Annotated in this window: 28 protein-coding genes; 6 read left to right on the top strand and 22 right to left on the bottom strand. The window is 38.0% G+C overall.

Annotated features, from left to right (window positions below; genetic code table 11):
- The 21 genes from ABD000_RS04075 to ABD000_RS03975 all read right to left on the bottom strand — a co-directional run bounded on the left by ABD000_RS04075 (position 1) and on the right by ABD000_RS03975 (position 18,241).
- Complete coding sequence (locus ABD000_RS04075; protein WP_343764190.1) at positions 1–1,569, bottom strand: sensor histidine kinase; 1,569 nt, start codon at positions 1,567–1,569, stop codon at positions 1–3.
- Between the two features lie 76 nt (positions 1,570–1,645).
- On the bottom strand, positions 1,646–2,230 hold the full coding sequence (gene coaE, locus ABD000_RS04070) for a dephospho-CoA kinase (RefSeq protein WP_343764187.1): 585 nt from the start codon (positions 2,228–2,230) through the stop codon (positions 1,646–1,648).
- Positions 2,227–3,180 carry a CdaR family protein gene (locus tag ABD000_RS04065; protein WP_343764185.1) on the bottom strand — a complete coding sequence of 318 codons (954 nt, stop codon included), beginning with the start codon at positions 3,178–3,180 and terminating at the stop codon, positions 2,227–2,229. Before ABD000_RS04065 ends, coaE begins: the two co-directional genes overlap by 4 nt.
- The gene (locus ABD000_RS04060) at positions 3,177–4,181 is read right to left on the bottom strand and encodes a glycosyltransferase family 2 protein (RefSeq protein WP_343764183.1); all 1,005 of its coding nucleotides are present in this window, start codon (positions 4,179–4,181) and stop codon (positions 3,177–3,179) included. Before ABD000_RS04060 ends, ABD000_RS04065 begins: the two co-directional genes overlap by 4 nt.
- A gap of 44 nt (positions 4,182–4,225) precedes the next feature.
- Positions 4,226–4,525, bottom strand: coding sequence for a type II toxin-antitoxin system RelE/ParE family toxin (locus tag ABD000_RS04055; protein WP_343764180.1), 300 nt, complete (start codon positions 4,523–4,525; stop codon positions 4,226–4,228).
- Positions 4,518–4,766, bottom strand: coding sequence for a type II toxin-antitoxin system ParD family antitoxin (locus tag ABD000_RS04050; protein WP_343764177.1), 249 nt, complete (start codon positions 4,764–4,766; stop codon positions 4,518–4,520). The genes ABD000_RS04055 and ABD000_RS04050 overlap by 8 nt, the downstream gene beginning before the upstream one ends.
- A 92-nt stretch (positions 4,767–4,858) precedes the next feature.
- The gene (locus ABD000_RS04045; protein ID WP_343764175.1) at positions 4,859–5,674 is read right to left on the bottom strand and encodes an enoyl-ACP reductase FabI; all 816 of its coding nucleotides are present in this window, start codon (positions 5,672–5,674) and stop codon (positions 4,859–4,861) included.
- An 18-nt stretch (positions 5,675–5,692) separates the two neighbouring features.
- Positions 5,693–7,345, bottom strand: coding sequence for a DNA repair protein RecN (gene recN, locus ABD000_RS04040; RefSeq protein ID WP_343764172.1), 1,653 nt, complete (start codon positions 7,343–7,345; stop codon positions 5,693–5,695).
- Between the two features lie 55 nt (positions 7,346–7,400).
- Positions 7,401–8,297: a type IX secretion system protein PorD gene (gene porD / locus ABD000_RS04035; RefSeq protein ID WP_343764170.1), complete on the bottom strand. Its 897-nt coding sequence runs from the start codon at positions 8,295–8,297 to the stop codon at positions 7,401–7,403.
- Complete coding sequence (coaBC, locus tag ABD000_RS04030; protein WP_343764168.1) at positions 8,294–9,502, bottom strand: bifunctional phosphopantothenoylcysteine decarboxylase/phosphopantothenate--cysteine ligase CoaBC; 1,209 nt, start codon at positions 9,500–9,502, stop codon at positions 8,294–8,296. The genes porD and coaBC overlap by 4 nt, the downstream gene beginning before the upstream one ends.
- 4 nt (positions 9,503–9,506) lie before the next feature.
- Entirely contained in the window at positions 9,507–9,842 is a 336-nt protein-coding gene (locus ABD000_RS04025; RefSeq protein WP_343764166.1) for a DNA-directed RNA polymerase subunit omega, read from the bottom strand.
- 5 nt (positions 9,843–9,847) lie between these two features.
- Entirely contained in the window at positions 9,848–10,693 is an 846-nt protein-coding gene (locus ABD000_RS04020) for an outer membrane protein assembly factor BamD (protein ID WP_343764164.1), read from the bottom strand.
- A 78-nt stretch (positions 10,694–10,771) separates the two neighbouring features.
- Positions 10,772–11,650, bottom strand: a complete 879-nt coding sequence (gene dapA, locus ABD000_RS04015) for a 4-hydroxy-tetrahydrodipicolinate synthase (protein ID WP_343764162.1) — start codon at positions 11,648–11,650, stop codon at positions 10,772–10,774.
- Positions 11,651–11,656: 6 nt separating this feature from the next.
- Positions 11,657–12,175, bottom strand: a complete 519-nt coding sequence (locus tag ABD000_RS04010) for a DUF6913 domain-containing protein (RefSeq protein ID WP_343764159.1) — start codon at positions 12,173–12,175, stop codon at positions 11,657–11,659.
- A 44-nt stretch (positions 12,176–12,219) separates the two neighbouring features.
- Positions 12,220–12,882 (bottom strand): hypothetical protein, encoded by a 663-nt coding sequence (locus ABD000_RS04005; protein ID WP_343764156.1) that lies wholly within the window; start codon positions 12,880–12,882, stop codon positions 12,220–12,222.
- Positions 12,883–12,990: 108 nt separating this feature from the next.
- The gene (locus tag ABD000_RS04000; RefSeq protein WP_343764154.1) at positions 12,991–13,659 is read right to left on the bottom strand and encodes a hypothetical protein; all 669 of its coding nucleotides are present in this window, start codon (positions 13,657–13,659) and stop codon (positions 12,991–12,993) included.
- 64 nt (positions 13,660–13,723) lie between these two features.
- Positions 13,724–15,718, bottom strand: a complete 1,995-nt coding sequence (gene ligA, locus ABD000_RS03995; RefSeq protein ID WP_343764152.1) for an NAD-dependent DNA ligase LigA — start codon at positions 15,716–15,718, stop codon at positions 13,724–13,726.
- A 15-nt stretch (positions 15,719–15,733) separates the two neighbouring features.
- Positions 15,734–16,324: an LOG family protein gene (locus ABD000_RS03990; protein ID WP_343764150.1), complete on the bottom strand. Its 591-nt coding sequence runs from the start codon at positions 16,322–16,324 to the stop codon at positions 15,734–15,736.
- A gap of 57 nt (positions 16,325–16,381) precedes the next feature.
- Positions 16,382–16,915 carry a GNAT family N-acetyltransferase gene (locus ABD000_RS03985; RefSeq protein ID WP_343764148.1) on the bottom strand — a complete coding sequence of 178 codons (534 nt, stop codon included), beginning with the start codon at positions 16,913–16,915 and terminating at the stop codon, positions 16,382–16,384.
- The gene (prmC, locus tag ABD000_RS03980) at positions 16,912–17,757 is read right to left on the bottom strand and encodes a peptide chain release factor N(5)-glutamine methyltransferase (protein ID WP_343764144.1); all 846 of its coding nucleotides are present in this window, start codon (positions 17,755–17,757) and stop codon (positions 16,912–16,914) included. Before prmC ends, ABD000_RS03985 begins: the two co-directional genes overlap by 4 nt.
- 1 nt (position 17,758) lies before the next feature.
- On the bottom strand, positions 17,759–18,241 hold the full coding sequence (locus ABD000_RS03975; protein WP_343764140.1) for a GNAT family N-acetyltransferase: 483 nt from the start codon (positions 18,239–18,241) through the stop codon (positions 17,759–17,761).
- A 48-nt stretch (positions 18,242–18,289) separates the two neighbouring features.
- Here ABD000_RS03975 and ribD point away from each other — a divergent pair, with 48 nt between their 5' ends.
- Genes ribD through ABD000_RS03955 form a run of 4 tightly spaced genes read left to right on the top strand, consistent with a single transcriptional unit; the run spans position 18,290 to position 21,420 of the window.
- Positions 18,290–19,354 carry a bifunctional diaminohydroxyphosphoribosylaminopyrimidine deaminase/5-amino-6-(5-phosphoribosylamino)uracil reductase RibD gene (gene ribD / locus ABD000_RS03970; protein WP_343764138.1) on the top strand — a complete coding sequence of 355 codons (1,065 nt, stop codon included), beginning with the start codon at positions 18,290–18,292 and terminating at the stop codon, positions 19,352–19,354.
- Positions 19,332–19,937, top strand: coding sequence for an HAD family hydrolase (locus ABD000_RS03965; RefSeq protein WP_343764136.1), 606 nt, complete (start codon positions 19,332–19,334; stop codon positions 19,935–19,937). The genes ribD and ABD000_RS03965 overlap by 23 nt, the downstream gene beginning before the upstream one ends.
- Positions 19,934–20,806 (top strand): EamA family transporter, encoded by an 873-nt coding sequence (locus ABD000_RS03960; RefSeq protein WP_343764134.1) that lies wholly within the window; start codon positions 19,934–19,936, stop codon positions 20,804–20,806. Before ABD000_RS03965 ends, ABD000_RS03960 begins: the two co-directional genes overlap by 4 nt.
- Complete coding sequence (locus ABD000_RS03955; protein ID WP_343764132.1) at positions 20,806–21,420, top strand: IMPACT family protein; 615 nt, start codon at positions 20,806–20,808, stop codon at positions 21,418–21,420. The genes ABD000_RS03960 and ABD000_RS03955 overlap by 1 nt, the downstream gene beginning before the upstream one ends.
- Before the next feature lie 11 nt (positions 21,421–21,431).
- On the opposite strand, the gene ABD000_RS03950 is transcribed toward ABD000_RS03955, so the two are convergent.
- On the bottom strand, positions 21,432–21,830 hold the full coding sequence (locus ABD000_RS03950) for an acyl-CoA thioesterase (protein WP_343764130.1): 399 nt from the start codon (positions 21,828–21,830) through the stop codon (positions 21,432–21,434).
- Between the two features lie 196 nt (positions 21,831–22,026).
- On the opposite strand from ABD000_RS03950, the gene dnaA reads away from it, so the two are divergent.
- Together dnaA and ABD000_RS03940 are read left to right on the top strand one after the other, a co-directional pair.
- Positions 22,027–23,454, top strand: coding sequence for a chromosomal replication initiator protein DnaA (gene dnaA / locus ABD000_RS03945; protein ID WP_343764128.1), 1,428 nt, complete (start codon positions 22,027–22,029; stop codon positions 23,452–23,454).
- A gap of 11 nt (positions 23,455–23,465) precedes the next feature.
- Entirely contained in the window at positions 23,466–23,921 is a 456-nt protein-coding gene (locus ABD000_RS03940) for a low molecular weight protein-tyrosine-phosphatase (protein ID WP_343764126.1), read from the top strand.
- Positions 23,922–24,189 lie beyond the last annotated feature (268 nt).

Raw genomic sequence — 24,189 nt, 5'->3', positions numbered from 1 at the left:
TTATGTTATTAAAGGTAATTTAATTGTAAAGGTGCTTCCTTTTCCTTTTTCACTAGTCACACTTATGCTTCCATGATGATCATCAATTATCCTCTTAGCGTATGCCAAGCCTAATCCATGACCCTTTACATTATGAATATCACCGGTGTGTTCACGAAAAAATTTTTCAAATATTTTCTTTTGAGCTGTTTTACTCATTCCAATCCCGTGATCTTTAACGTATAAAACCACTTGATTATTTATATTTTCTGTGTAGATGTCTAAAATGGGTTCTTCAGGAGAGTACTTTACCGCATTATCCAGGATATTTACGATCACATTAGTTAAATGCATATCATTCCCTAAGACTGATTTACGTTTTGAGTTATAATAGGTATTGATCTTTCCGTTTCGATTTTCTACGATTAATTCAATATGAAGCACCGCGCTTTCAATAATTTCCTGAAAATCAAGGCGCTCTTTAGCTATGTTTAACTCATTACGCTCTAATTTAGACATACGCAATACATTTTCTACTTGTGCATGCATACGTTTATTCTCTTCGCGTATCATTCCAAAATACCGATTGAGCATGTCTTTATTCTCTCTGGCTTTTGGGTTTTTTAATGCATCTAACGCCAGATTAATTGTTGCGATAGGTGTTTTGAACTCATGCGTCATATTATTGATAAAGTCCGTTTTAATCTGGGATATTTGACGCTGTTTAATAAGTTGAGACAATGCGCTTGAATAAGCTATCACGATGATTAATGTGAATATGATTGAGAGCAGAGACATAAAGTAAATTGAACTTAGTACAATATCTTTTTTTTCTACAAAATTGATGAACAATTGATAGTTACTAAAACCATCCTCATCTTCAAACAATGCTATTCCATATACTGAAGGTTCGTTTAACTCAAAATTATCGGTATGTACGCTGGTAGGAAGTCCGTTACTGTAAATCCCAAATTCTACATCGGTTTCAATTTCTCGTAAGGCTAATTCCTTCTCAATAACCGCTTGGATGAATTTTCTTGAAACTCGTTTATTAACAGGTTGCTTTGCAGCCTCGCGGGCTATTGTCCTCTTAATAACCTCTTTTTCAAAAGGTTCCATATTGAAAAACTGAACCATCTCATTTTGAGACATGATAGGTTTACCGTCTATCGTGTCTTTTCTAATGAGTTGAGTAACTACTTTATTGGTTAACTTTTTGAACGTAATACTATCTGAAGTATTTTTAAGAAAGTCCGAAGATAACTTATAATCCTCTTCTATAAGACTGTTAGAATAGGTGTATACGTTATTAGTGAGCTGATCTTTCTCTACTGTGAATAATTCCTGAATTTTTTTTTGGTCCGGCTGATTTGTATTGACGATGTTATTTCTTATCGCAAAAAAATAGCTTTCAACTTCTGCGTTTTCTATTTTTTCTGAAACTTCTATGAGGATCTGTTTTGCATTGAACGAAAACTGCTCTTCATTACTCTCCACACTACTTTTTATCCAGAATCCCTGAACAAAAATGATCCCAATAAGCGACAAACTCATCAATACAACAAGCAAAACAAACAGCTTCTTGTTCATGCATTCAAAAATATGATTTTAACATTTAGAGCTGTAGGTGTTTAACCAAATGTTAACAAGCCGAACAAATGTTAACTTACTCCATCGATAAGAGCATTTGGTGAAGATATTCTACTTGGGATTTAAGATGATCAAGTGTCGTATTTTGTAGGGTGAAGTTGACGTAAGCTTTTTTCCTTTCGTCAGACCATTGTGCGTTCATCCGTGCCTCAATTTGAGCTGTTGAGCTATCATCACGCTCTTTCAATCGATTCATTTTAAGAGTTTTATCAGCAACGATCAAGATAACATAATCACAGTTTTTATACCCGCCATTTTCGATCAATATAGCAGCTTCGTATATAACGTATGGATAATCCTGTTGTTTTTTCCAGGCTTCAAAATGTCGATGTACTGCGGGATGAACGAGAGCGTTCATTTGTGCTCTTAAAGATTCATTTGTAAATATTTTGTCTGCCAAAAATCTACGGTTGAGTTGACCATCCTCATACGCATCATTACCAAATAAACTAATTATTTCTGTGATTAGGTCAGGATCAGAATTCATGAGTTTTTTAGCTTCATCATCTGCGATGTACACTGGTACTCCGTAAGCAGCAAACATTGCTGCAACAGTAGTTTTACCGCTTCCTATACCACCGGTGAGCCCAACAATTATCATTGCTTTAGAATGTATTCAACTTTATTGATATTCAATCTGGTTTGCCGAACAATTTCTGGTTGCGCAGAAATTTCAAGCAACATCAAATTTCCCTCTTTGCGTTTAGCAAAATCGCAGCTAATCTTGAAATTTTCTGTATTTACATTATTGAATTCAGCTAAATTAACCTGATAGGTAATTACAGCATTTTTTGGAAAGATTGAAATACTGGCATCATCGGGTACATTTATGATGTCGATTGGAACTTTGATCTTACCTTCAGTAAATTTATCTACGTTAATGGTGTAGGCTACTTCATTTTGGTAGAGCGTAACATCAAGTAAATTTTTTGTATTGATCGGGACAGACGCTGTGAGACTCTCTGCCACATCCTCAAAAACTAACTTTTCGGTATACAATGCACTTATAGTATCCAGTGTTTCTTTGCTTCCACTTACTTTTATGGAATCCGGACTAAATGTAACTCCAGGTGTTTCAAATCCGGGTGCAAAAGCTATAATGAGACCTGACTTTACCGGTAGCATTTTGGTTTCTTTTTGATCATAAGGTAATTGTGCCTGTTGTGTGAGAAGTACAATATCCTGTGAAGCTACTGTCAAAGCTTCGGCAATCAATGGGGTATATATTTTTGCGTCAAACAAGAGTACATCACCAAATTGATCTAACTTGGAAGCATCAATATCTAAGTTCTTATTTACTAAACTAATCCAGGAAAGTTTAAAACCACTTTCTTTGATTCTTATGTTCAACGTATCAAGATTGCTTGTTTTAATCACTTTATCTTTAGGTACATTTATATAAGAAAGAGGGAAAGCGTACTGTTTTTCATATTCCATAGAAAACTGAACGAATAACCAAACAATACAGGATAAAATTAAAAAGAATACGAGAGCTTTGAAATTAGTTCGTTTTATACGTTGAGATGCTGTTTGTTTGATTCTTTTTATCATCGATCAAAAAATAATTCGGGGTATTCTTTTTTGGGGTCTAACTTTAACCAACCAATGCGAATCGTTGATTCCAAAAAGGCTTTTCCATATCCAAAAAATTGGTAACACATGGCTTTAACGGCCATTAATCCAATTTTACCAGATTGATATCGCCGCGTTGCATCAATAAAAATAGCTAAAACATAACTAGCATAGCACAAAACCAATAAATAATTCCCCCAGGCTAATGTTACGAGTGAAATGATAAATCCTATACAAAAAAAAGTAGGAAACCAAAATGTGAGCTTAGTATGTTTAGGATGCCACGAATTTAGAATAGGACGCACTCGACCAAATTTAGAAACCTGAATAAAAAATTTATCCCAACTTATTCTTCTTTTGTGAAAAACGAAAGCTGATGTAATTAAACCTATAGTAAAACCCTGCTTTTTTAGACGAATAGATAAATCTGGATCTTCCCCAGGATGTATCGATCCAAACCCACCGGTAGCCTCAAAGGCTTTTTTAGAAAGCCCCATGTTAAAGCTTCTTGGTTCGTAGCTTAGCGTTCCCTTTTTACCTCTTATTCCTCCGGTAGTTAACCAAGAGGTCATCACGTAGTCAATGGCTTTTTGTGTAGGAGAAAATGACTCATGGGCTGCATCTGGTCCTCCATAACAATCTACATCATGCTGAGATAAAAATTCGTCTACTACATTTAAGTAATTGGGCGGAAGCAGAACATCGCTGTCTAAAATGATGAAATAGTCTGCTTGTGCGATACTCATTCCTACATTACGGGAATGACCCGGACCAGTATTTTCTTTTGGATGATAATTGATATCAATCTTTCCCCTAAATTCTTCTACAATCCCTTTTGAAGTCTCCTGAGACCCATCCTCTACAATAACTACTTCATAATTGAACTCTCCATCTAGTTCAAGCATACTCCCTAACAATTCCCGAATCTCTTGCGGGCGATTATATACAGGAATGATAAAAGAGTAAACGGGTTTGGTCATGTAGGATAAAAGTGAAAAAGTCTTAGGTTTAACGTTTAATTAGTTTAGTTTCTTAATCTATTTTTCAAATCCATACGCTCATGTAATATTCGTATAACCTCTATCTTATCTGTTGACGCGAATAGGTAGAATATAATATGCCTCCCTATTTTAAAACCAAATAAGCCTAGTTCTATAGCATCATAATTTCTCCCAATCTCTGGTTGTTCACCAATGGAATTACACGCATCTTGGATAGAAGTATAATATTTGTCGGCTTGTTGTTGGGACCATTGACTAGCAGTATAAAGCCAAATGGCATTCAAGTCCTCAATGGATTGTTGTCTTAAAACAATCTTAGGCATTATCTTGCTGTTGGGCTTTTAGATGGTTTAGATTTTTATCAAAGTCAAAGTCCTCAACTAAAGGGCTATTCAATCCCTCATGGATTGCGTTTCTTAAAGCAGTCACTTTACTTTCCTCATTTTCTAATAATCTAAGCCCTGCGCGAATGACTTCACTTACATTTTTATATCGACCCGCAGAAACCTGATTTTTTACAAATTGATCAAAATAGTTTCCAAGCGAAATAGACGTGTTTTTCATTTTTCCTCTTTATTCAAATATACCAAAAATTGGTAAATATGTTTATTTTAATGAATTCACTCCTGTTATTCAGGATTAGTTACAACATTCATCTACTCAGAAAACCCTTCAATCACTGCCTGACTAACCCCCATGTTAGAGAATCCTCCATCGTGAAATAAATTTTGCAGTGTAACGCGCTTGGTCAAGTCTGAGAATAATGAAACTATATAATCTGCACAATCACCTGCTGTAGCATTTCCTAAGGGGGACATTTTTTCGGCATATGAGATAAAATCATCAAATCCTTTTACGCCTTTTCCTGCTGTAGTAGGTGTTGGCGATTGGGAGATCGTATTCACCCTAACCTTTTTATCTCTGCCAAAGAAATAACCAAAACTGCGGGCAATGGACTCTAAATAGGCCTTGTTGTCAGCCATATCATTATAATCAGGAAACACACGCTGGGCCGCAATGTATGTCAACCCAACAATACTCCCCCACTCATTCATCGCATCAGATTTATACAAGGTTTGCATTACCTTATGAAAGGATAGCGCAGACACGTCCCAGCCTTTTTCTGTCCAGTCATACTTTTGATCGGTATAATGGCGACCCTTTCTTACATTGACAGACATCCCGATAGAGTGTAGAACAAAATCCAATTTACCACCAAGTTTTTCCTGAGATTCATCAACCAGTTTTTGAAGATCTTCCAGGTTCGTAGCATCTGCAGGGATGATAGTCGCATTGGTTTTTTCTGCCAGTGTATTAATAGTTCCCATACGCATGGCAATAGGCGCATTAGTAAGTACAAATTCTCCCCCGTGAGTATGAACCTGTTCGGCAGTTTTCCACGCAATAGAATGTTCATCTAAGGCGCCAAATATGATTCCTTTCTTTCCTTTCAATAAATTGGTTGTTGACATAATGTTGATTGGTTTATATTATTCTAATAAGGCTTTTGCATGCGCCATTGCGCTAGAGGCATCACTACTACTGCCTAACATTGCAGCAAGTTCTTCCACACGTTCAGGCTGTGTTAATGCTTTGATCTTAGTGATAGTATTCCCGTTATGTTCTTCTTTAAATACTTTGAAATGTTGATCACCTTTAGCTGCAATTTGGGGTAAATGAGTAATAGAGAGTACCTGCATGTCTTTACTCATCTTTTGCATAATTACGCCCATTTTTTGTGCAATGTCTCCAGAAACTCCCGTGTCGATCTCGTCAAAAATGATGGTGGGTAATTGACTGTGCCGGGCAAGAATACTTTTCATGGCCAAGATAATTCTGGAAAGTTCGCCTCCACTGGCTGCCTTTTTGATCTCATTGAAAGAGCCGCCTTTATTGGCAGATAGTAACCAGTTCATTTGGTCACCTCCATAAGAATTTAATGAATCTGTCTTAGCCAGTTCTATGTTGAGTCTGGCGTGAGGCATTCCCATACGGGCTATTTCTGCTTCCGCGGAAGCGATAAAATCAGCCATAACATGCTGACGTCTTTGATATAACGTATCTGCAAGCTTGACAACCTCTTCTTTCGCTTTTTGTATTTCTGAAGCTTTTGCAGCAACCTCTTCTTCTGCATTCGTAGTGATGCTTACCTTATACTCAAGCTTTTCTCTAACGCGCAAGAGTCCCTCAATACTGTCAACTTGATGTTTTTTCTGCAGGGCATACAATTGCTCTAAAAAATCGTTTACTCGTATCAACTCCTGTGGATCATCACTAATTTTATCATTGAGTTGATCCATTTCTTGTGCGACGTCCTGTACTTCTACCTTAAGACTTTCAATGCGATCAAGGAGTTGCTGGTATTCACTGGAGAATGAAGCTATATATTGAAGATTACGTTTAATCTCCTGTAACGCCTGCTCTATACCAACGTCTTCATTGATAATCGCTTCATAGGATTGACCTAATTGTTCTTTTATTAGTTCTACGTTGCTTAAACCATGCTGAATTTCTTCTTGCTCTTCTTGCGCTCCCGGTATGAGATCAATCTCATTTAACTCTTGCACTAAAAATGCATTATAGTCGTGTGTTTTAGAAGCTTCTGCTTGAGCAATCTGCAGATCTTCTAATTCTTTTTCAAGTGTTTTGAGGTGTTCAAACTGAATGCGATAAGCATCAAGGTGAGACTCATTTTCCGCAAGGGAATCAATAAGTTTATATTGATAGGCGGTATTTCCAATCAACAGGGTATCATGCTGACTGTGAATATCGATTAATTCTTTTCCCAGTAATGCAAGCGTGTCCAGGCGTACGGGAGTATCATTGATGAATGCTCTGGATTTCCCACTAGGTAAAATCTCTCGCCTAATAATGGTTAAATCCTCGTAGTCTATATCTTCTACCTCAAATAATTTTTGAAGTTTATATGCCGTGATATCAACGTTTGCTTCTATAATACACTTTTGCGCCTGATTTTTTACGGTGGATAAATCTGCTCTTTTACCCAATAAAAGCGCAAGAGCTCCCAGTAAAATGGATTTACCTGCACCGGTTTCACCCGTCAAAATAGTAAAGCCATCTGCAAGGTCAATATGAATGTCCTCAATGAGCGCAAAGTTTTGAATATCTAATGACGTTAGCACACGATAAATTTTACGCTAAGATAAGATGTTTTTATAGCGCAATAAAACCTGTGAACTACATTTTAATGTTTCGCCAGTTTTTGTTATTCATGGGCGAAATTCTGGAAAGATTATCTTTTAAGTCCGCGATAGGAACACTGGGACCTCCTGTAAATATAGCCTCAATTTCGGTGGCTTTCGCATCAAAGAAAGAACGCATTAAAAGCGAGTTAGGTCTGTTGTTATTCACTGCTCTAAGTGTGGCAATTGAGTTAATGATCGCCTCCTTGCCAGCCTTAACATCTTCATGCATTACGTCTAATCCAAGGCGATGATATGTATATAATGCTTTTCTAAAATCGATAAAATTATTGGATAATAAATCTTTATTCAATCTAAACCGATTGGCATTTGATCCTGCACCTGCACTCCATCCCGCAGATCCGCTCTGTTGAGCGGTATTTACAATTTGAAGCGCCTCTTCAAAATATTCATCTCCACCCAATTCGCTATACGTATCTGCATCAAGACCTAAAATCGTATAAACGTAAAAACTCAATACCGAAATTAAATTATTGACAAAAGTATTGGGATCATAATTTAAAGGTTGGAACTCGTTATAGACAAATGTAAACTGTTGATCATTATAATTTAATACCGGTGTACTCATGACACTCCCGTAAACCGGCCGATTAGATTGTACCTGTATATTTGCAGTAAATGTATTGGCCTGATAACCCAATACCGTAATAAACATGCTACAATCAATCTGTTGATAAGGTTCTACTTCTTTATCTGTCCAAACATTTTTATTAACGAAATCAGAAATAGCCGTTTCAAGGGTTTTAAAAATTGGTAAATTAGTTTGACCGGTTTGTTCAACATTCATAATGACGCTGCATTTTAGCTCTTGTGAATAAGCTGAAATACAAGATGCATTGAATATTATGATCAAAAGGTAAATAAATCTCATGCTGTACGTTGAATTATCTGATGAACAATATCATTTGCTACGGCAGATTTTGACTTTAATTCAAACTCATTTAGGTCACCGTTATTGTGAATGATGGTAATTTTATTGGTTTCTTTTTTAAATCCGGCTCCCTTATCATTGAGTGAATTTAACACCATGAAATCTGCATTTTTTCGTGCTAGCTTCTCTTTCGCATTGGCCAGTTCATTTTGCGTTTCAAGCGCAAAACCAACCACAAACTGCGATTTCTTATGATCGCCCATGTATTTGAGGATATCTGTAGTTTTTTTTAATTCTAATACAAGATTTTCTTTTTTCTTTTTAATTTTTTGATCCGCAACATGTACCGGAGTATAATCTGCTACGGCTGCAGCAGCAATTGCTATATCACAAGAGGCAAAGCGTTTTTTGACAGTATCAAACATTTGCGCTGCACTCATTACATCAATTCGCTCAACGTACTTAGAATCAATGGTTTCATGTGAAGGACCCGAAACTAGAATCACCTTTGCTCCTTGATTAACCATAGCCTTGGCAATTTCAAAACCCATCTTTCCGCTGGAGTGATTTCCAATAAATCGTACAGGATCTATAGGTTCATATGTAGGCCCAGCTGTAATGAGACAGGTCTTACCATGCAGTGCTAAGCCAGTTAAAATATGGTTCTCTACAAAACTTACTATATCAACAGGTTCTGCCATACGACCTTGTCCTTCCAGCCCGCTGGCTAATTCGCCTGAGGTTGCAGGAATAAATGTATTTCCAAACTCTTGTAATTTAGCAATACTGTTTTTTGTGGAAGGATGTTGATACATATCTAAATCCATCGCCGGAGCAAAATACACCGGACATTTAGCAGAAAGATATGTCGCTAACAAGATATTATCTGCTGCTCCAGAGACCATTTTGGACATGGTATTTGCCGTCACAGGAGCAATAACCATATAATCTGCCCATAACCCTAGTTCTACGTGATTATTCCACACTGCATTTTCATCTTCATCATGTGTAAATGAAGAGATCACTTCGTTTTTTGATAAAGTAGAAAGGGTTAACGGAGTGACAAATTCCTTTGCAGCTTCTGTCATGACTACTTTAACCTGTGCGCCAGCCTTGATAAATTGGCGCACAAGTAATGCAGATTTATATGCGGCGATACCACCAGTAACGCCTAAAAGAATCTTTTTATCGGCTAAAATAGCCATCGCCTTATTCTTGGCTATCGCTCTTCGTATCTCTGTAGTAGATTTTATCTTCTAACCACTCTTGTACGGCAAGCGCATGAGGTTTAGGTAAACGCTCATAAAATTTAGACACTTCGATTTGTTCTTTGTTTTCAAAGATCTCGTCTAGATTGTCTGTATATGTAGCGAATTCGTCTAACTTTTCTAATAGTTCTTTCTTGGTTTCGCTATTTATTTGAGTAGCCCTCTTTGAAATGATTGCGATTGCCTCATAGATATTATCTGTAGGAGTATCTATTTCATTACGATTAAAGGTTACTGTAGACACAGGAGCGTCGCTTTTTTTAAGATCTGTATTCATCTATCTTACTTTTCTAATTGTTGTAATCGTTCGTTGATGTCTGTCATGGATTCCTCTGCATCCGCAGTGAGTTCACCTTCAGGATAATATTTTTTTAATGTTTTAAAGTACTCTTTAGCTTCTTTAAGTCGATCTGCCATTAATAATTCATAACTACCGATCGCATATTTGTACTGAGCATCAAATTTATAATAATACGCTTTCTCGCGATAAGGCGTTCCTGGATAATCTACAATAAAATTATCGAATGCTGATACTGCAGCTTGATAATTACTGTACCCCGAAATAAATAAGTCTCCCTGATTGTAGTATAATTTAGCAATTTCAAAGGCTTTCTCTTCCAGTTTCTCTCTTAGCTCTTTTGCCAGTTCGTTTGCTTCGTCTAAATATTCTCCGCTGGGATAACGATTAATGTAGGTTTGCAACTTTTGGATTGCTTGATTTGTCGAGGTTTGATCTAAGGTATATCGCGGCGAATCATAATAGTAGCTTTTTGCGCTTTTATAGGCAGCTTCTTCGGCGCGCTCACTTCTGGGATATGATGTTGAAAAGCGATCAAATTCGTACCCAGACAATGAAAAATCTCCTAATTCAAAATACGTATTTGCATAGATAAAGGATAGCTTTTCTCCCTGTGGTTTACCCCTGTATTGAGGAACAACCTGTTCCAGTAACCTAAGGGCTTTTCGATACTTACCCTTATTGCTTCTACCTTTTTCCTGAGCTTCTTCATACAACGCGACTGCGGCTTCGTATTTTTTACCCACATCATCTCCATTTAAGGCACGCTGATATTCACCGCAGCCCGTTAAGCTGATTAAAATGATAAAAATTGATATGATTTTCTTCATTGGTTTTTCAAAGATTTGCAAAAGTACACCTTTCTAGATAAACTAAAAAATATACCTGATGTTGCACAATGACTTCTATCACACATTAAAATCAGCTACAAACCTGCTGATTTTATCTTCCAGGGATTGGCTTGCGGGTAATAAGGGTAATCGTACCTCTCCGGTTGACATTCCTCTTGCCTTGAATACAGATTTGATCCCGGCAGGATTCCCCTCTTCAAAAATATAATTAATACAAGGTGCTAGAGAGTTGTGTATCGCGTAAGCTTCAGTATTTCTACCTTCCAAACCAAGATGAACCATGGTTGAAAAGGCTTTTGGAAATCCTTCTCCTATGACAGAAATCACTCCGGCACCACCTGCCAAGATCATAGGTAGAGTGATCATATCATCACCAGAGATTACTAAAAAATCTTCGGGCGTAAGCCTAATCATCTCCATGGCCTGAACAATATCTCCTGCAGCTTCTTTTATGGCGACAATATTTTCTACTTGGGCCAATTTAGCAACAGTAGCCGGCGACAAATTAGAAGCAGTTCTTCCCGGCACATTATAAAGAATTATAGGCTTGGGAGAAGCATTCGCCACTGCCTCAAAATGAGCGAATATTCCTTCTTGCGTTGGTTTATTATAGTACGGCGAAACCGATAACACTGCTTCAAACGCACTAAGATCTGTGTTGTTTAGTTCTTCTATTACACTTTTCGTATTATTACCTCCAATTCCCAATATTAATGGAAGTTTCCCATCATTAGCCGTTATTATCGTTTTTTTGACTAATTCTTTTTCGACTTTATCTAAGGTTGCCGGTTCACCTGTAGTACCCAGTACGACTAAATAATCTACCCCTTCATTAATTTGATAGGCTACAATCTGTTGTAGTGCTTCTACATCAATAGTATTCTCATTTGTAAATGGGGTGACCAATGCCACGCCTATACCTTTTAAACTTTTCATGTTGTGTTATGCTTTTTGATAGATAATGTCTAAATACTTTTTAAGCTCATTGCCAAATAATTCAATGTTCTGTAGTGAAGTCGCTATGGTAAAATCGTTTAGACGATCATCAATTTCTGGAAAACCCACCCTTAAACAAGCATTTGACTGAGCAGAAACTAATACCATCGTCTCTACTTCTTCTTGAAAATAATTAATCAGCATGTCAAAGGATTTATTTACAAAATTAGAGACGGCTTCACTTTTAAATTCACCCTTCCATCCTACTTGTTTATCATTTAACATTTTTCCAGAATAGTTTTCACCAACTTTGATGGTACGTGAATAAGAGATAATCTCCACATGTTTTGCCTTAATGTTCAAATCCTGAGCAAGTGAAAATAATTCATTTGTATTAGAAAAATGATCAATATCAACAATGAAACCAACGCTGGTGGGATAATTAATTAAAGGCTTAGAAGATTTTTTTAAGTTTTGTTCTATCGCTTTTTTGACTGCCGAAGCCTTTATTCCTTTAAAGATCATTTATAAATTATTGGACCGTAAATTTAGACTTTTTTAGAATAAGTCTATATTCCAAGCAGCGGGAATTTATTTGTTTTTCTACGCTTTTGTGCGTAGCATAAGGTGGCATAAAACCATACCAAATGAAAAATGATGTAGATGATTTTAAGTGCTTTTGTTTCTATGAGATATTCTGTGAGGAAAAAAGCAGATTCTGAAATAACAGCGCAAGATGCAATAACGACCAACCACATTGAAGCCCAGTAGGATCGACTTGTATAATGTGTGAAAGAACCTAGTAAAAGAATAACCATGTTAGCCATAAATACATAGAAAACCCAATCTGTTTCACTGCCCGAATCAGCATTATTTTCTATTATCCCCGCAAACATATATATCAACCAAAAAATAAAGATGTAAATAATTGATAAACTTAAAATATCTATCTTTTTTATTCTGGGCCGTTTAAACTCTAAAAACAAAAAAATATTGAAAATGCCGTAAGAAATCAAGGATAGTACTATGGTTAAAATTTCATATTCTTGATAATTAATTATAGCAATACCATCTGCAACAATCAAAAGAACGTAAGAGCATATAATGAGTGGGGTAACTTTGAAAGAAGTTTTGTCAAATGCCAGATAGATCCCAATTGCTGAAAAAATATAAAAACTTTCCAGCCACCAATTCTTTAAGATAACGCCAAAAATAGAAGCGACTAAGCACACAAAAACTATAACGAGTGCAATTTTTGCTTTAAAAGATTTTTCAAGATTTGGTATAGCGGTATTCAGGAGTCAATATTTACTGATTACTAAAATAACTATTTTGTTGATCTATACTCCAAAAAAACGTAGTTTGTTTGTCGTGCGTCGTTCTTTGATGTAATTTAAAATTGCAAAAAACCACAAAAAGTGAAAAATGGTATAAAATAATTTTACGAAATATGTTGAAATCGAATATTCATAGATAAAATAAATCACACCTGCCATGATGGCAAATGCAGAAGATAATGCTAACCAAAGAGAGGCTTTGTATGATTTACCGGTATAATGAGTATATGAAATAATGCTAAAAATTGCTAAAACGATGGTGTATACAGAATAGTCAATACGCCAAGGTAAACCTAAATGTTGTGAGATTTGGAACATATAATAAATCAACCAAAGAATAAAAGAATATATAATTAGTAGACTCAACCAATCAATAGGTTCAGGCCTAAAAGGCTTAAATTCAATGATAGAAAACAAGATCATCCCCAAGAAGACACCCGTATACATGAAAAGAATCAGCGATTCTAAAGCACGATAATCGTAAATAAGCAGACCATCTGTAACGATGGATATAAAGTAAACCAGATAAAATAAAATTGGCGTCTTATTACGACGGTGATTATACGAAAAAAAAAGAGCGATAAACGAAGCCAAGTAAAAAATCTCTACCCATACATCGTTCATGTAGCTTCCATATACAGATAACACAAACGCAACAACAAAAAATACCAAGCATATTTTGGTGTAGGTTGACCTAAAGGTATGTTTTATGTAATCAATCAATAATATAAATATATTATTCCAGCATAAACAAAAAACTTTTTTCGCTAATTATTTTAACGCCATTGGATTCTGCTTTTGTTCTTTTACTTGGCCCCATATTATTTCCTGCCACTAAATATGCTGTTTTTGATGAAATTGAACTACTTACTTTCCCACCGTGTTGTTCAATTAATTTTTTAAGATCATTTCTGGAGATCGTTTCAAAAACTCCAGATATTACAATAGACATTCCCGCTAAGGTATCACTTTGATTTTCTAACTCTTCTTCAGAAAGGCTTAGTTGAAGCCCTTTCGCTTTAAGTCGCTGAACGAGTTCCTGATTTTTTTCTTGTCGGAAGAAATCCAGCACACTTTCTGCAATCTTATCGCCTATTTCATCTACTGAAACCAACATGTCAAAGTCAGCTTCTGCGATTGCATCCATATTTTTAAAGTGCTTGGCCAGTTTCTTGGCGACCGTCTCCCCTACGTAGCGTATTCCTAAGGCGAATAATACGCGTTCAAACGGAATTTGCTTCGAAGCCTCAACGCCTTCCACCAGATTTTCAGCACTTTTTTGGGCCATGCGCTCCAGCGGAAGCAGATCATCCACCCGTAACTCATACAAATCTGCATAGTCCTCAATCAGTCCTTCTTTTACCAATAGCGCAACCGTCTCGCCACCCAGTCCCTCTATATCCATGGCTTTACGGGATATAAAATGCTGAATACGCCCAATGATTTGCGGCGGACACCCCTCTGCATTGGGACAATAGTGCTGGGCTTCGCCTTCTTTGCGTATTAACGTCGTGGAGCACTCCGGGCATTCTTCAATGTATTGAGTAGGTATTGAGTCTTGGGGCCTTTTTTCAAAATTTACTCCAATAACTTTAGGAATAATTTCTCCTCCCTTTTCCACAAACACGGTGTCATCTTCACGGATATCTAGTTTTTCAATTTGATCTGCATTATGCAATGAAGCCCTTTTCACCGTGGTGCCGGCTAATTGCACCGGACTAAGGTTCGCCACCGGAGTGATGGCTCCCGTTCGTCCCACTTGATAGGTGATTTTTTCTAACAGTGTTTCTTCTTGTTCTGCTTTGAATTTATAGGCCATCGCCCAGCGTGGAGCTTTAGCCGTAAACCCAAGTTCCTCCTGCTGGCGCAAGCTGTTCACTTTAATCACCACGCCATCAGTCTCGTAGGGTAAATCATGCCGATGTATATCCCAATAGGCCACAAAGGCCAATACCTCATCGATATTCGCGCATTTTTGAGCGACATCTGGTACGTTAAACCCCCAGCTTCTTGCTTTTTCTAAAGCTTCAAATTGACTGTTCAGGTTTAACTGATTCCCGGTGATATTATACAACAAACAAACCAGGGGTCGTTTGGCTACCTCAGCACTATCCTGTAATTTTAAACTGCCAGAAGCTGTGTTTCTTGGATTTGCATACGGCTCTTCTCCTGCTTCCAGCCTTACTTTATTCATCGCCACAAAACCTTGAAGCGGCAATACAATTTCACCGCGTATGTCAAATCGATCAGGATAATCTCCTTGAAGGATCAATGGAACAGAAGGTATCGTCTTTACGTTATTCGTCACATCATCTCCTTGAAAACCATCTCCGCGGGTAACGGCTCTCAGCAAAGTGCCATTTTCATAGGTAAGACTGATGGAAGCTCCGTCATACTTGAGTTCACAAGTATACTCAACGTCACCGTCTATATTTTTTTTGATGCGTTTTTCCCAATCCTGCAGATCTTCTTTAGAATAAGAGTTATCCAGCGAATACATGCGGTAATCATGCTTAACCGTTTCAAAGTTTTTGGTGATCGCTCCACCCACGCGCTGGGTGGGAGAATTAGGATCAAAAAATTCCGGGTGCCTTTCTTCTAAAGCTTCTAATTCCTTGAGTTTTTGATCAAACTCGTAGTCAGTAATGCTAGGTTGATCAAGAACGTAATACATATGGTTATGTTCACGTAGTTCTTTACGCAGGGCTTCAATCTGTTGACTTGAATTCATCGAGAGGAAGGAAAATTAAGTTCGGTTTGCTTTAAGCCATTTTTCAATGACTGGTGCCTGATAGGTTTTCATTTGTTCCAAAAGTGCTTCTACCTCATCATTTACCAATAGTAAATCAAAATTTTCTTGTTTCAAAAAACCTTTATCCACCATAACCTGAAGCATTTCCAACAAATCATCATAAAAACCATCTACATTAAGTAGTCCAATGGGTTTTTGATGCAAACCTAACTGCGCCCAGGTGATAATCTCAAACAATTCTTCAAAAGTGCCAAATCCACCCGGTAAGGTGATAAAGCCATCACTTAATTCATGCATTTTGAGTTTACGTTGGTGCATATTCTCTGTGGTAATAAGTTGCGTAAGTCCTAAATGTACCACTTCTTTTAGCTTTAGAAAATCTGGTATTACACCAATTACATTCCCTCCATGATTAAGCGAACCTTTGGCCACATCGCCCATAACCCCAATTTTAGCCGCTCCATAGACCAGTGCTATGTCCTGCTGAGCCAAGACTTTTCCTAAGTGTTGGGCCTGTTGATTGATTTGAGGGTTATTCCCGGGACTGCTCCCGCAGAACACACAAATTCGTTGTAGTTGATTCATGCGCACTAAAATAGGGAGAGGCATCAATACAAAAAAATTTATCTTAAAATCTTACACTTAAATTATGAGACCCATACAATAGCAATCGCTATAAGAATCATTTAATTTAAAATCATTTACTAAACGACCCTCTATCCTAAAGCCAAGAGAGGTATAAAGTTTAATAGCATTGGTGTTATGCACCAAAACCTTTAAATTGATCTTAGTTGTAGTACCATTTTGCTTTAGACGTGATATCATTTCGGTAATCATGATTCTTGCAATGCCATTATTCCATTCGTTTTTAAGCACAGAGATACCAAATTCACTTGCATGACGTAATCGTGGTCGCTTGCTGGTTCTAGTACTCAACATGGAAACGATCTTTTCATTAATAATACCTAACATGCATAAGTTGATACGATCGCTGTTAAAACGATGAATTAATTCTATTTCTTCATCAAGGGTGATGTCAAAGTCTGCTGCATTAAACGTGAGCAAATCGGTTTCGTCACCTACTGTTTTAGCATAAGCAATCATATTTTCAGCATCACGTGCCAGTGGTTCTCTTACTACTAAAACACTCTTGTTTTTTAAGGCATAAGACTTCATAAGAATGCTTTTACTATTCTATCCTTCCCAAATAAATCCTTTTTTACCTCAACCATACTAAACCTTGCATCTTTAAAGAGTTGTTTGGTCTCTTTACCCAGATATTCATTTATTTCGCAATATACCACACCGGTTGGAGATAGCGTCTTTTTTGCCATTTCCGCGATATAACGATAAAACAAAAGTGGATCTTCATTTTCTACAAATAGCGCTAAATGAGGTTCGTAATTCAACACATTGGCTGACATCTCCTTTTGTTCCAGATTTCTTACATAGGGTGGATTAGAAACAAGAATGTCCACATTTTTGATGTCCAATGAACCCGTTAGAACATCTTTTTCTAAAAAAGTTACAGGTATCTGGAGTTGAGCTGCATTGTAACGCGCTGTTTCCAATGCCCCAGTGGATATGTCCACTCCCGTAACCTCTGCACTTTTTAGGTGATTAGCTAAAGCCAACGCGATACAGCCAGACCCGGTACACAAATCTACCACCGTTAAATCTTGCCTGTCTTTGTGTTGTGAAATAATGAGATCAACCAGCTCTTCGGTTTCAGGACGTGGGATTAACACAGTAGGATTCACGGCTAAGCTTAGTCCGTAGAATTCTGTCTTTCTTAAGATGTACTGAATAGGTTCGTGGTTTTTCAACCGTTTCAGCGCACTAAAAAAATTCTCTTTGGCTTTCGCCGAAATTTCCTCCTGCTCATGCAGGCTTACTTCAAATCTGGTATAACCCAAGTAATCTTCCGCCAGACGGTAAAAAAAACTATCCACTTCGGTCAATGGATAATACTCTTTTAATTCTTGCCTAACTGCTTCCTGAAGCTCCTGTAACCGCATATTATAGAGCTTTGGTCATCCACACATTGCAGGAATAATGTCCCGTATCCCCCATGGGACCATTGATAGGCGTAAAACCGGTTTTCGCGTATAACTTCTTGGCGGCATGCATATAGGGCATGGTTTCTAAATACGCCAAGGTATACCCGGCTTCCCTGGCGAAATCCATACAATAGGTGATCATTTCACTGCCAATACCTCTCCCCCGTGCTTTTGGTGAAAAATACATTTTTTGGAGTTCGCACACATGAGCCTCTGCACCCGATAAGGGTGCAATCCCGGCGCCACCAATAAGTTCGCCTTCTTCTTCAACAACAAAATAAGTGGTGTTCGCAGCCTGGTAGGTTTCAAACATGCGATCCAGCGTAACATCCTCATAGGCAGTGCCTACTTTTGCAATGCCCATTTCATCAAAAACGCTGCGAATGAAGTGTGCTACGGTTGGATTATCTTCCGGAGTAATTTTTCTAATGCGGTGTGCCAAGCTTTACTTATTTTAGCGACAAAGATAAAGGTTAAACCATATAACCCCATGGCGTCAACAGACGAAATTTACATGAAACGCTGCCTGCAATTAGCCAAACTTGGTCTAGTGGCTGCCATGCCCAATCCATCGGTAGGTTGCGTGATCGTAGTGGATAAGATGATTGTAGCCGAAGGCTACACTAGCCCACATGGGGGTCCTCATGCCGAAGTTAATGCCATTCGCCAGGTGACTGATCCGGAGCTATTAAAAAAAGCAACCTTGTACGTTAGTCTGGAACCTTGTAATCATTTTGGGAAGACTCCGCCTTGTTCTGACCTTATTGTTAAAAGCGACGTAAAAAAAGTAGTTATAGGTGCGGTAGATTCTAATGAAAAAGTAGCCGGCACAGGAATCAAAAAACTGCGGGATCACGGGATAAAGGTAATCACCGGTGTACTGGAAAAAGAATGCAGGGCGCTCAACCGACGATTTTTTACCTATCACGAAAAGAAACGCCCGTATGTCACCCTTAAATGGGCGCAAACTAAAGATGGCTATATCGCACCACCACCCTATCAACGCGACAAGGCCGAACCTGTGTGGATCACTAATCCTTACTCCAGACAGATTGCTCATCAATTACGGGTACAGGAGATGGGAATTATGGTAGGCGGCGCAACTCTAGCCGCAGATAATCCCAGCCTCACTGCCAGAGATTGGTTTGGGAGGAGTCCAACTCGTATTGTGTTCAATACAAAGAAAACCTTAGACCCTGATAAAACTCTTTTTGACGGTCAAGCCGAAACCCTTGTACTCACCACGGTAGATATAGAAACACGAATAAAACATGCCGAAATCAAAAAATTAGATCCTACAAAATCCATTACCGAAGAAATCCTGGACATCCTCTATCACCAGCGCATTCAATCTATTTTAGTTGAAGGTGGAACCAAAACTTTGAAATTATTCATTGATACTGAATCGTGGGATGAGGCACATGTATTCACCGGGCCACACCGGCTGGAAGATGGTGTTAAAGCTCCGGCGATAAAGCATGAACCTTGTTTAACGCATAATGTCTTGCGTGATGTACACCAAATTTACTATAATGATCAGGAATTTAGTCTTTGATTTTGGCGATGTCTTTATCAATTTGGATAAAACCGCAACGATAAATTCATTTCGTGAAGCAGGAATAGACAACTTACCTCCGCACCTTGAGCAATTAAACATCGCCTTTGAAAAAGGTGAATATTCCCATGAACAATTTTTAGAGGCGTATCACAACTATTTTGATGTCTCAAAAGAAGAAATTGTACATCATTGGAATGCCATTTTAAAAGAATTCCCGGCGTACAGACTCGACTTTCTAAGGCAATTACGTACTGAGGGCAAGTTCAAGCTTATCTTATTGAGTAATACCAATCAGATTCATATCGATTACATCAAAAAACATGTGTCTTTTTATCCTGAATTTAAACACTCCTTTGATGGATTTTACTTATCGCATGAAATAAACCTGCGAAAACCAGACTTGGAAATTTATGAATATGTGCTGGAGCAACATAAGATGAAACCTACAGAAACATTATTCATTGACGATACCTTAGAAAATACTGTAGCTGCTGAAAAATTGGGAATTCACACCTGGAATATTAATCCCGCTACGCAGGATGTTGTAGATTTGTTTGCGATAAAAAAGGAGCTCTTTTGATTTATTTATTACTCAGCGTACTGGCTTCCAGCACCATCTTTGTTGTTTTTAAATTGTTTGATCGCTATAAGGTAGACACTTTTCAGGCAATTGTGATGAATTACGTCACCGCTTGTGCTTCGGGGTTGATTGCTTTTAATCAACCTGTCACCGTTGACCAAGTGATTTCTTCCTCCTGGTTCTATGGGGCGTTACTGCTGGGTGTCCTCTTTATCGTGGTGTTTAATGTGATGGCCATTACTACTCAGCGCAGTGGGCTTTCGGTCGTTTCGGTAGCCAGTAAAATGAGTGTAGCGCTACCCGTGGTGTTTGGAATAGCGGTATATCATGAAAGTACCGGATTCCTGAAGCTTTTGGGAATCATACTGGCATTAGTGGCAGTGTATTTGGCTTCGATTAAATCAACATCAGGGATCAGCATTGACAAAAAAAATCTCGTTTATCCCTTAATGGTATTTCTAGGGAGTGGTGTGATAGACACCAGCCTTAAATATCTAGAAACTAATTATGTACCTGCAGAGGAGACTCCGCTGTTTTCTTCAGGGATTTTTGCGGTTGCAGCGGTTATTGGATTGAGTGTAATGTTGTTTCAGTACATCAAAACAAAGAAACAGATTTCAGTTAAAAGCATACTGGCAGGGATTATTTTAGGAGTTCCTAACTATTTTTCGATTTACTTTTTAATCAAAGCTCTAAAAGCTCCCGGATTTGAAAGTTCAACCGTTTTTACGGTAAACAATGTTTCTATTGTAATGGTTTCTACTGCCCTGGGAATTATACTATTTAAAGAACGTTTGATTCTTAAGAATTGGATTGGGATAGGACTAGCGATCCTGAGTATTCTCTTAGTTGCGTACGCCTCATTATAATGACTAGAGAGAAAGACACCTATAACACCATTCTCGCTCCTGTTGAAGGCATCTTATTTAAAGACCGAAACAGCAAATTTTTTGGTTACGCATTTCCGGTAACGAATGAAGACGACATCAAAAAGCACCTGGATCACCTCAAGAAAGAGCACTACCAGGCCGGTCATTTTTGTTACGCCTGGCAATTGAGTAAATCCTACGATTCATATAGAGCTAATGATGATGGTGAACCTTCTAACAGTGCCGGCATGCCCATCTACGGTCAGTTGCAATCCTATGATCTCACCAATGTTCTGGTGGTCGTACTGCGGTATTATGGCGGAACGAAATTAGGCGTCGGCGGACTCATCAACGCCTATCGCACAACCGCCCAACTCACCATAGAGGAGGCAAAGATTATAGAAAAAACCATCGACATCGAAATTGAGTTAAGCTTTGAGTATCCCCTACTCAATAAAGTGATGTGCGTGATTAAAGAAAAAAATCTTGACATCGTAGCTCAAGAAATGACGCTAACCTGTAAAATGACGCTGGCGATACGAAAAAATGATCTAGCATCTATGGTCGCTCTTTTTGAAGCAATCTACGGCATAACCGTAAAAGAATTGGACTGATTGATCCATTATTAAAACCCCAAACGATCTAAAATAATCTTTGGACAAGCAATAGGTTTTCTAGAAGTGGCGTCTACAAAAACTAAGGTCGTAGAACCTGTCGCAATTAATTTTTCTTCTTGATTTAAAATACGGTAATCAAATACAATTTTAGCCGTGGGTTTTCCTACTAGAGATGTAGTTACACTAAGTACGTCATCAAAGTGCGCAGGAGCATGGTAGGCGACAGAGATTTTATAAACCGGGAGCATGATCCCGTCTTTTTCCATAGTCGCATACGATATCTCTAAATTGTCCAACCAATTAAGACGGGCTTCTTCAAAATATAACGGGTAATTTGCGTGATGTACCACGCCCATCTGGTCTGTTTCTGCGTAGCGAACCTTAATTTTAGAGGTGAAATGATTCAAAGTATGGATTAAAGGTGAATTTAAATTTGTACATTTAAACAAAGTTCATATTGAGAAAAAAATATTGAATATTCAATAGTATTTTGATTTTTTTATACCATTTTTTGTTCACATATTTGCTTCGCTAATGATCTAAGGAGATTCTCAAACTGAAATCTCTTTTTTACACTAACTAAACTAAAGCGATTAATTAATTATGGGGAAGACTGCAGAATCAGTTTGGGGGAATTGTCTGTCCTTTATTGAAGATAACATTACACCACAGGCGTATAAAACCTGGTTCTCACCGATTAAAGCTGTAAAACTTTCTGATGCAGCACTAAGCATCCAAGTACCTTCAAAATTCTTTTACGAATGGCTTGAAGAGCACTACGTAAAAATCTTAAAAGTTGCCTTAACCAAAGAATTAGGGGAAACTGCCAAATTGGTCTATGTGATCAAAATGGAAAATACCTACGGCAACAAACAACCCTTTACAGAACGTATTCCCAGCGAAAAACCCTCTAATGTTGGTAACCAACAAGTAGACGTTCCTGTAAAGCACAAAGATCCTGAATTAAAGAATCCTTTTGTCATCCCGGGGATTCGAAACGTAAAAATCGAGTCTCAACTTAATCCACGCTATAACTTTGAAAGCTTTTTAGAAGGTGATTCTAATCGTTTGGCGCGTTCTGCAGGTCTCGCAGTATCCAATAAACCTGGCGGAACATCGTTTAACCCGCTTTTAGTTTTTGGCGGAGTTGGTTTAGGAAAAACACATTTGGCACATGCGATCGGAGTTCAAATTAAAGAACACTATCCTGAGCGCACGGTGTTATATATTTCTGCAGAAAAATTTACCCAGCAGTACATCGAATCGGTTAAGAAGAACAACCGAAATGATTTTATTCATTTCTACCAGTTGATTGATGTATTGATTGTAGATGATATTCAGTTACTTTCTGGTAAAGCAGGAACACAAGATGTTTTCTTCCACATCTTTAATCACCTACATCAAAACGGGAAGCAGGTTATTTTAACCAGTGATAAGGCTCCTGTAGATATGCAGGATATTGAACAGCGGTTGTTATCCCGTTTTAAATGGGGTCTTTCCGCAGAGCTACAACAACCCGATTTTGAAACCCGCATCTCAATTATAAAGAATAAACTCTTTAGAGACGGAGTTGAAATGCCCGAAGAAATCATCGAGTTTCTAGCCAACAACATCAAAACCAACATTAGAGAATTGGAAGGTGCGATCATTTCTTTAATTGCACACTCTTCGTTTAATAAGCGTGAAATTACCCTTGACCTGGCGAAAAAGATCGTAGACAACTACGTGAAGAATACCAAGCGTGAAGTTTCTATTGACTACATTCAAAAAGTAGTGAGTGATTACTTTCAAATGGATGTGGATACATTGCAATCCAAAACCCGAAAGAGACACATCGTACAGGCACGCCAGCTAGCCATGTTCTTTGCTAAAAAATTAACCAAGGCATCGTTGGCCAGTATAGGTTCTCAAATAGGAAGCCGTGATCACGCCACTGTACTCCACGCCTGTAAGACCGTAGATAATTTGGCCTCCACCGATAAGCAGTTTAGAAAGTTTGTGGAAGATCTGGACAAGAAATTAACCATGTAAACAAGGTTATCATGACCAAAGTTTTGATGGTTTGTCTGGGCAATATTTGCCGCTCCCCGTTGGCCGAAGGTATTTTAGACGCTAAAACTTCAGATCAGGTAATGGTGGATTCTGCCGGCACCTCAAATTATCACATTGGCGATCTACCTGATCGACGCTCCATTGATGAAGCAAAAAAACACGGATTAGACATTACCGATCAACGCGGCCGACAATTTAGCGTTCGTGATTTTGATGTGTTCGACCGTATCTACGTCATGGACAATGCGAATTATCGCGATGTTGTTGCGCTTGCGCGTAATGATCAGGACAAAGAAAAAGTCTCCTTAATTTTAGAGGCTATTTTCCCGGGTGAGCGCGTTGATGTTCCAGACCCGTATCAGGGAGGTCCTAAAAACTTTGAAAAGGTCTACCACATGTTGGATGAAGCCTGTAAGGTCATTGCTAAGGAGCTTGATAGGACGTAATTTCTTGTTTGAACAACTAGTACTGGTTTATAGTCAAAAAAAATCTCAATAATCAATATCCAAATTCCAATTGTATTGGTTTTAATTTCAGTTTCAACTTTAATTTCATTTCCTAATTTCTCATCCCCACCTTCTCCGTCAAGAGAAAGAGCGTATTACTGGCTAGCTTTAAGCTTCGGTAATCAAAAAAGAAATCTCAATCACTACATTCCCAAAAATTTTATTTTTGCATTTGTGACATTATGATAACTTACAAACTCATCTCTCA

Origin of the sequence: Gangjinia marincola, assembly GCF_039523415.1 — a bacterium.
GTDB classification, from domain to species: Bacteria; Bacteroidota; Bacteroidia; order Flavobacteriales; family Flavobacteriaceae; genus Gangjinia; species Gangjinia marincola.
Note: the sequence above shows the minus strand (reverse complement) of the source record. Positions and strands in the feature narration are given on the sequence as shown.

Excerpts from the sequence above, each read along its gene's own strand:
- ABD000_RS04075 (WP_343764190.1), bottom strand. The coding sequence starts at position 1,569 with ATGAACAAGAAGCTGTTTGTTTTGCTTGTTGTATTGATGAGTTTGTCG.
- coaE (WP_343764187.1), bottom strand. The coding sequence starts at position 2,230 with ATGATAATTGTTGGGCTCACCGGTGGTATAGGAAGCGGTAAAACTACT.
- ABD000_RS04065 (WP_343764185.1), bottom strand. The coding sequence starts at position 3,180 with ATGATAAAAAGAATCAAACAAACAGCATCTCAACGTATAAAACGAACT.
- ABD000_RS04060 (WP_343764183.1), bottom strand. The coding sequence starts at position 4,181 with ATGACCAAACCCGTTTACTCTTTTATCATTCCTGTATATAATCGCCCG.
- ABD000_RS04055 (WP_343764180.1), bottom strand. The coding sequence starts at position 4,525 with ATGCCTAAGATTGTTTTAAGACAACAATCCATTGAGGACTTGAATGCC.
- ABD000_RS04050 (WP_343764177.1), bottom strand. The coding sequence starts at position 4,766 with ATGAAAAACACGTCTATTTCGCTTGGAAACTATTTTGATCAATTTGTA.
- ABD000_RS04045 (WP_343764175.1), bottom strand. The coding sequence starts at position 5,674 with ATGTCAACAACCAATTTATTGAAAGGAAAGAAAGGAATCATATTTGGC.
- porD (WP_343764170.1), bottom strand. The coding sequence starts at position 8,297 with ATGAGATTTATTTACCTTTTGATCATAATATTCAATGCATCTTGTATT.
- coaBC (WP_343764168.1), bottom strand. The coding sequence starts at position 9,502 with ATGGCTATTTTAGCCGATAAAAAGATTCTTTTAGGCGTTACTGGTGGT.
- ABD000_RS04025 (WP_343764166.1), bottom strand. The coding sequence starts at position 9,842 with ATGAATACAGATCTTAAAAAAAGCGACGCTCCTGTGTCTACAGTAACC.
- ABD000_RS04020 (WP_343764164.1), bottom strand. The coding sequence starts at position 10,693 with ATGAAGAAAATCATATCAATTTTTATCATTTTAATCAGCTTAACGGGC.
- dapA (WP_343764162.1), bottom strand. The coding sequence starts at position 11,650 with ATGAAAAGTTTAAAAGGTATAGGCGTGGCATTGGTCACCCCATTTACA.
- ABD000_RS04010 (WP_343764159.1), bottom strand. The coding sequence starts at position 12,175 with ATGATCTTTAAAGGAATAAAGGCTTCGGCAGTCAAAAAAGCGATAGAA.
- ligA (WP_343764152.1), bottom strand. The coding sequence starts at position 15,718 with ATGAATTCAAGTCAACAGATTGAAGCCCTGCGTAAAGAACTACGTGAA.
- ABD000_RS03990 (WP_343764150.1), bottom strand. The coding sequence starts at position 16,324 with ATGAATCAACTACAACGAATTTGTGTGTTCTGCGGGAGCAGTCCCGGG.
- ABD000_RS03985 (WP_343764148.1), bottom strand. The coding sequence starts at position 16,915 with ATGAAGTCTTATGCCTTAAAAAACAAGAGTGTTTTAGTAGTAAGAGAA.
- prmC (WP_343764144.1), bottom strand. The coding sequence starts at position 17,757 with ATGCGGTTACAGGAGCTTCAGGAAGCAGTTAGGCAAGAATTAAAAGAG.
- ribD (WP_343764138.1), top strand. The coding sequence starts at position 18,290 with ATGGCGTCAACAGACGAAATTTACATGAAACGCTGCCTGCAATTAGCC.
- ABD000_RS03965 (WP_343764136.1), top strand. The coding sequence starts at position 19,332 with ATGATCAGGAATTTAGTCTTTGATTTTGGCGATGTCTTTATCAATTTG.
- ABD000_RS03955 (WP_343764132.1), top strand. The coding sequence starts at position 20,806 with ATGACTAGAGAGAAAGACACCTATAACACCATTCTCGCTCCTGTTGAA.
- dnaA (WP_343764128.1), top strand. The coding sequence starts at position 22,027 with ATGGGGAAGACTGCAGAATCAGTTTGGGGGAATTGTCTGTCCTTTATT.
- ABD000_RS03940 (WP_343764126.1), top strand. The coding sequence starts at position 23,466 with ATGACCAAAGTTTTGATGGTTTGTCTGGGCAATATTTGCCGCTCCCCG.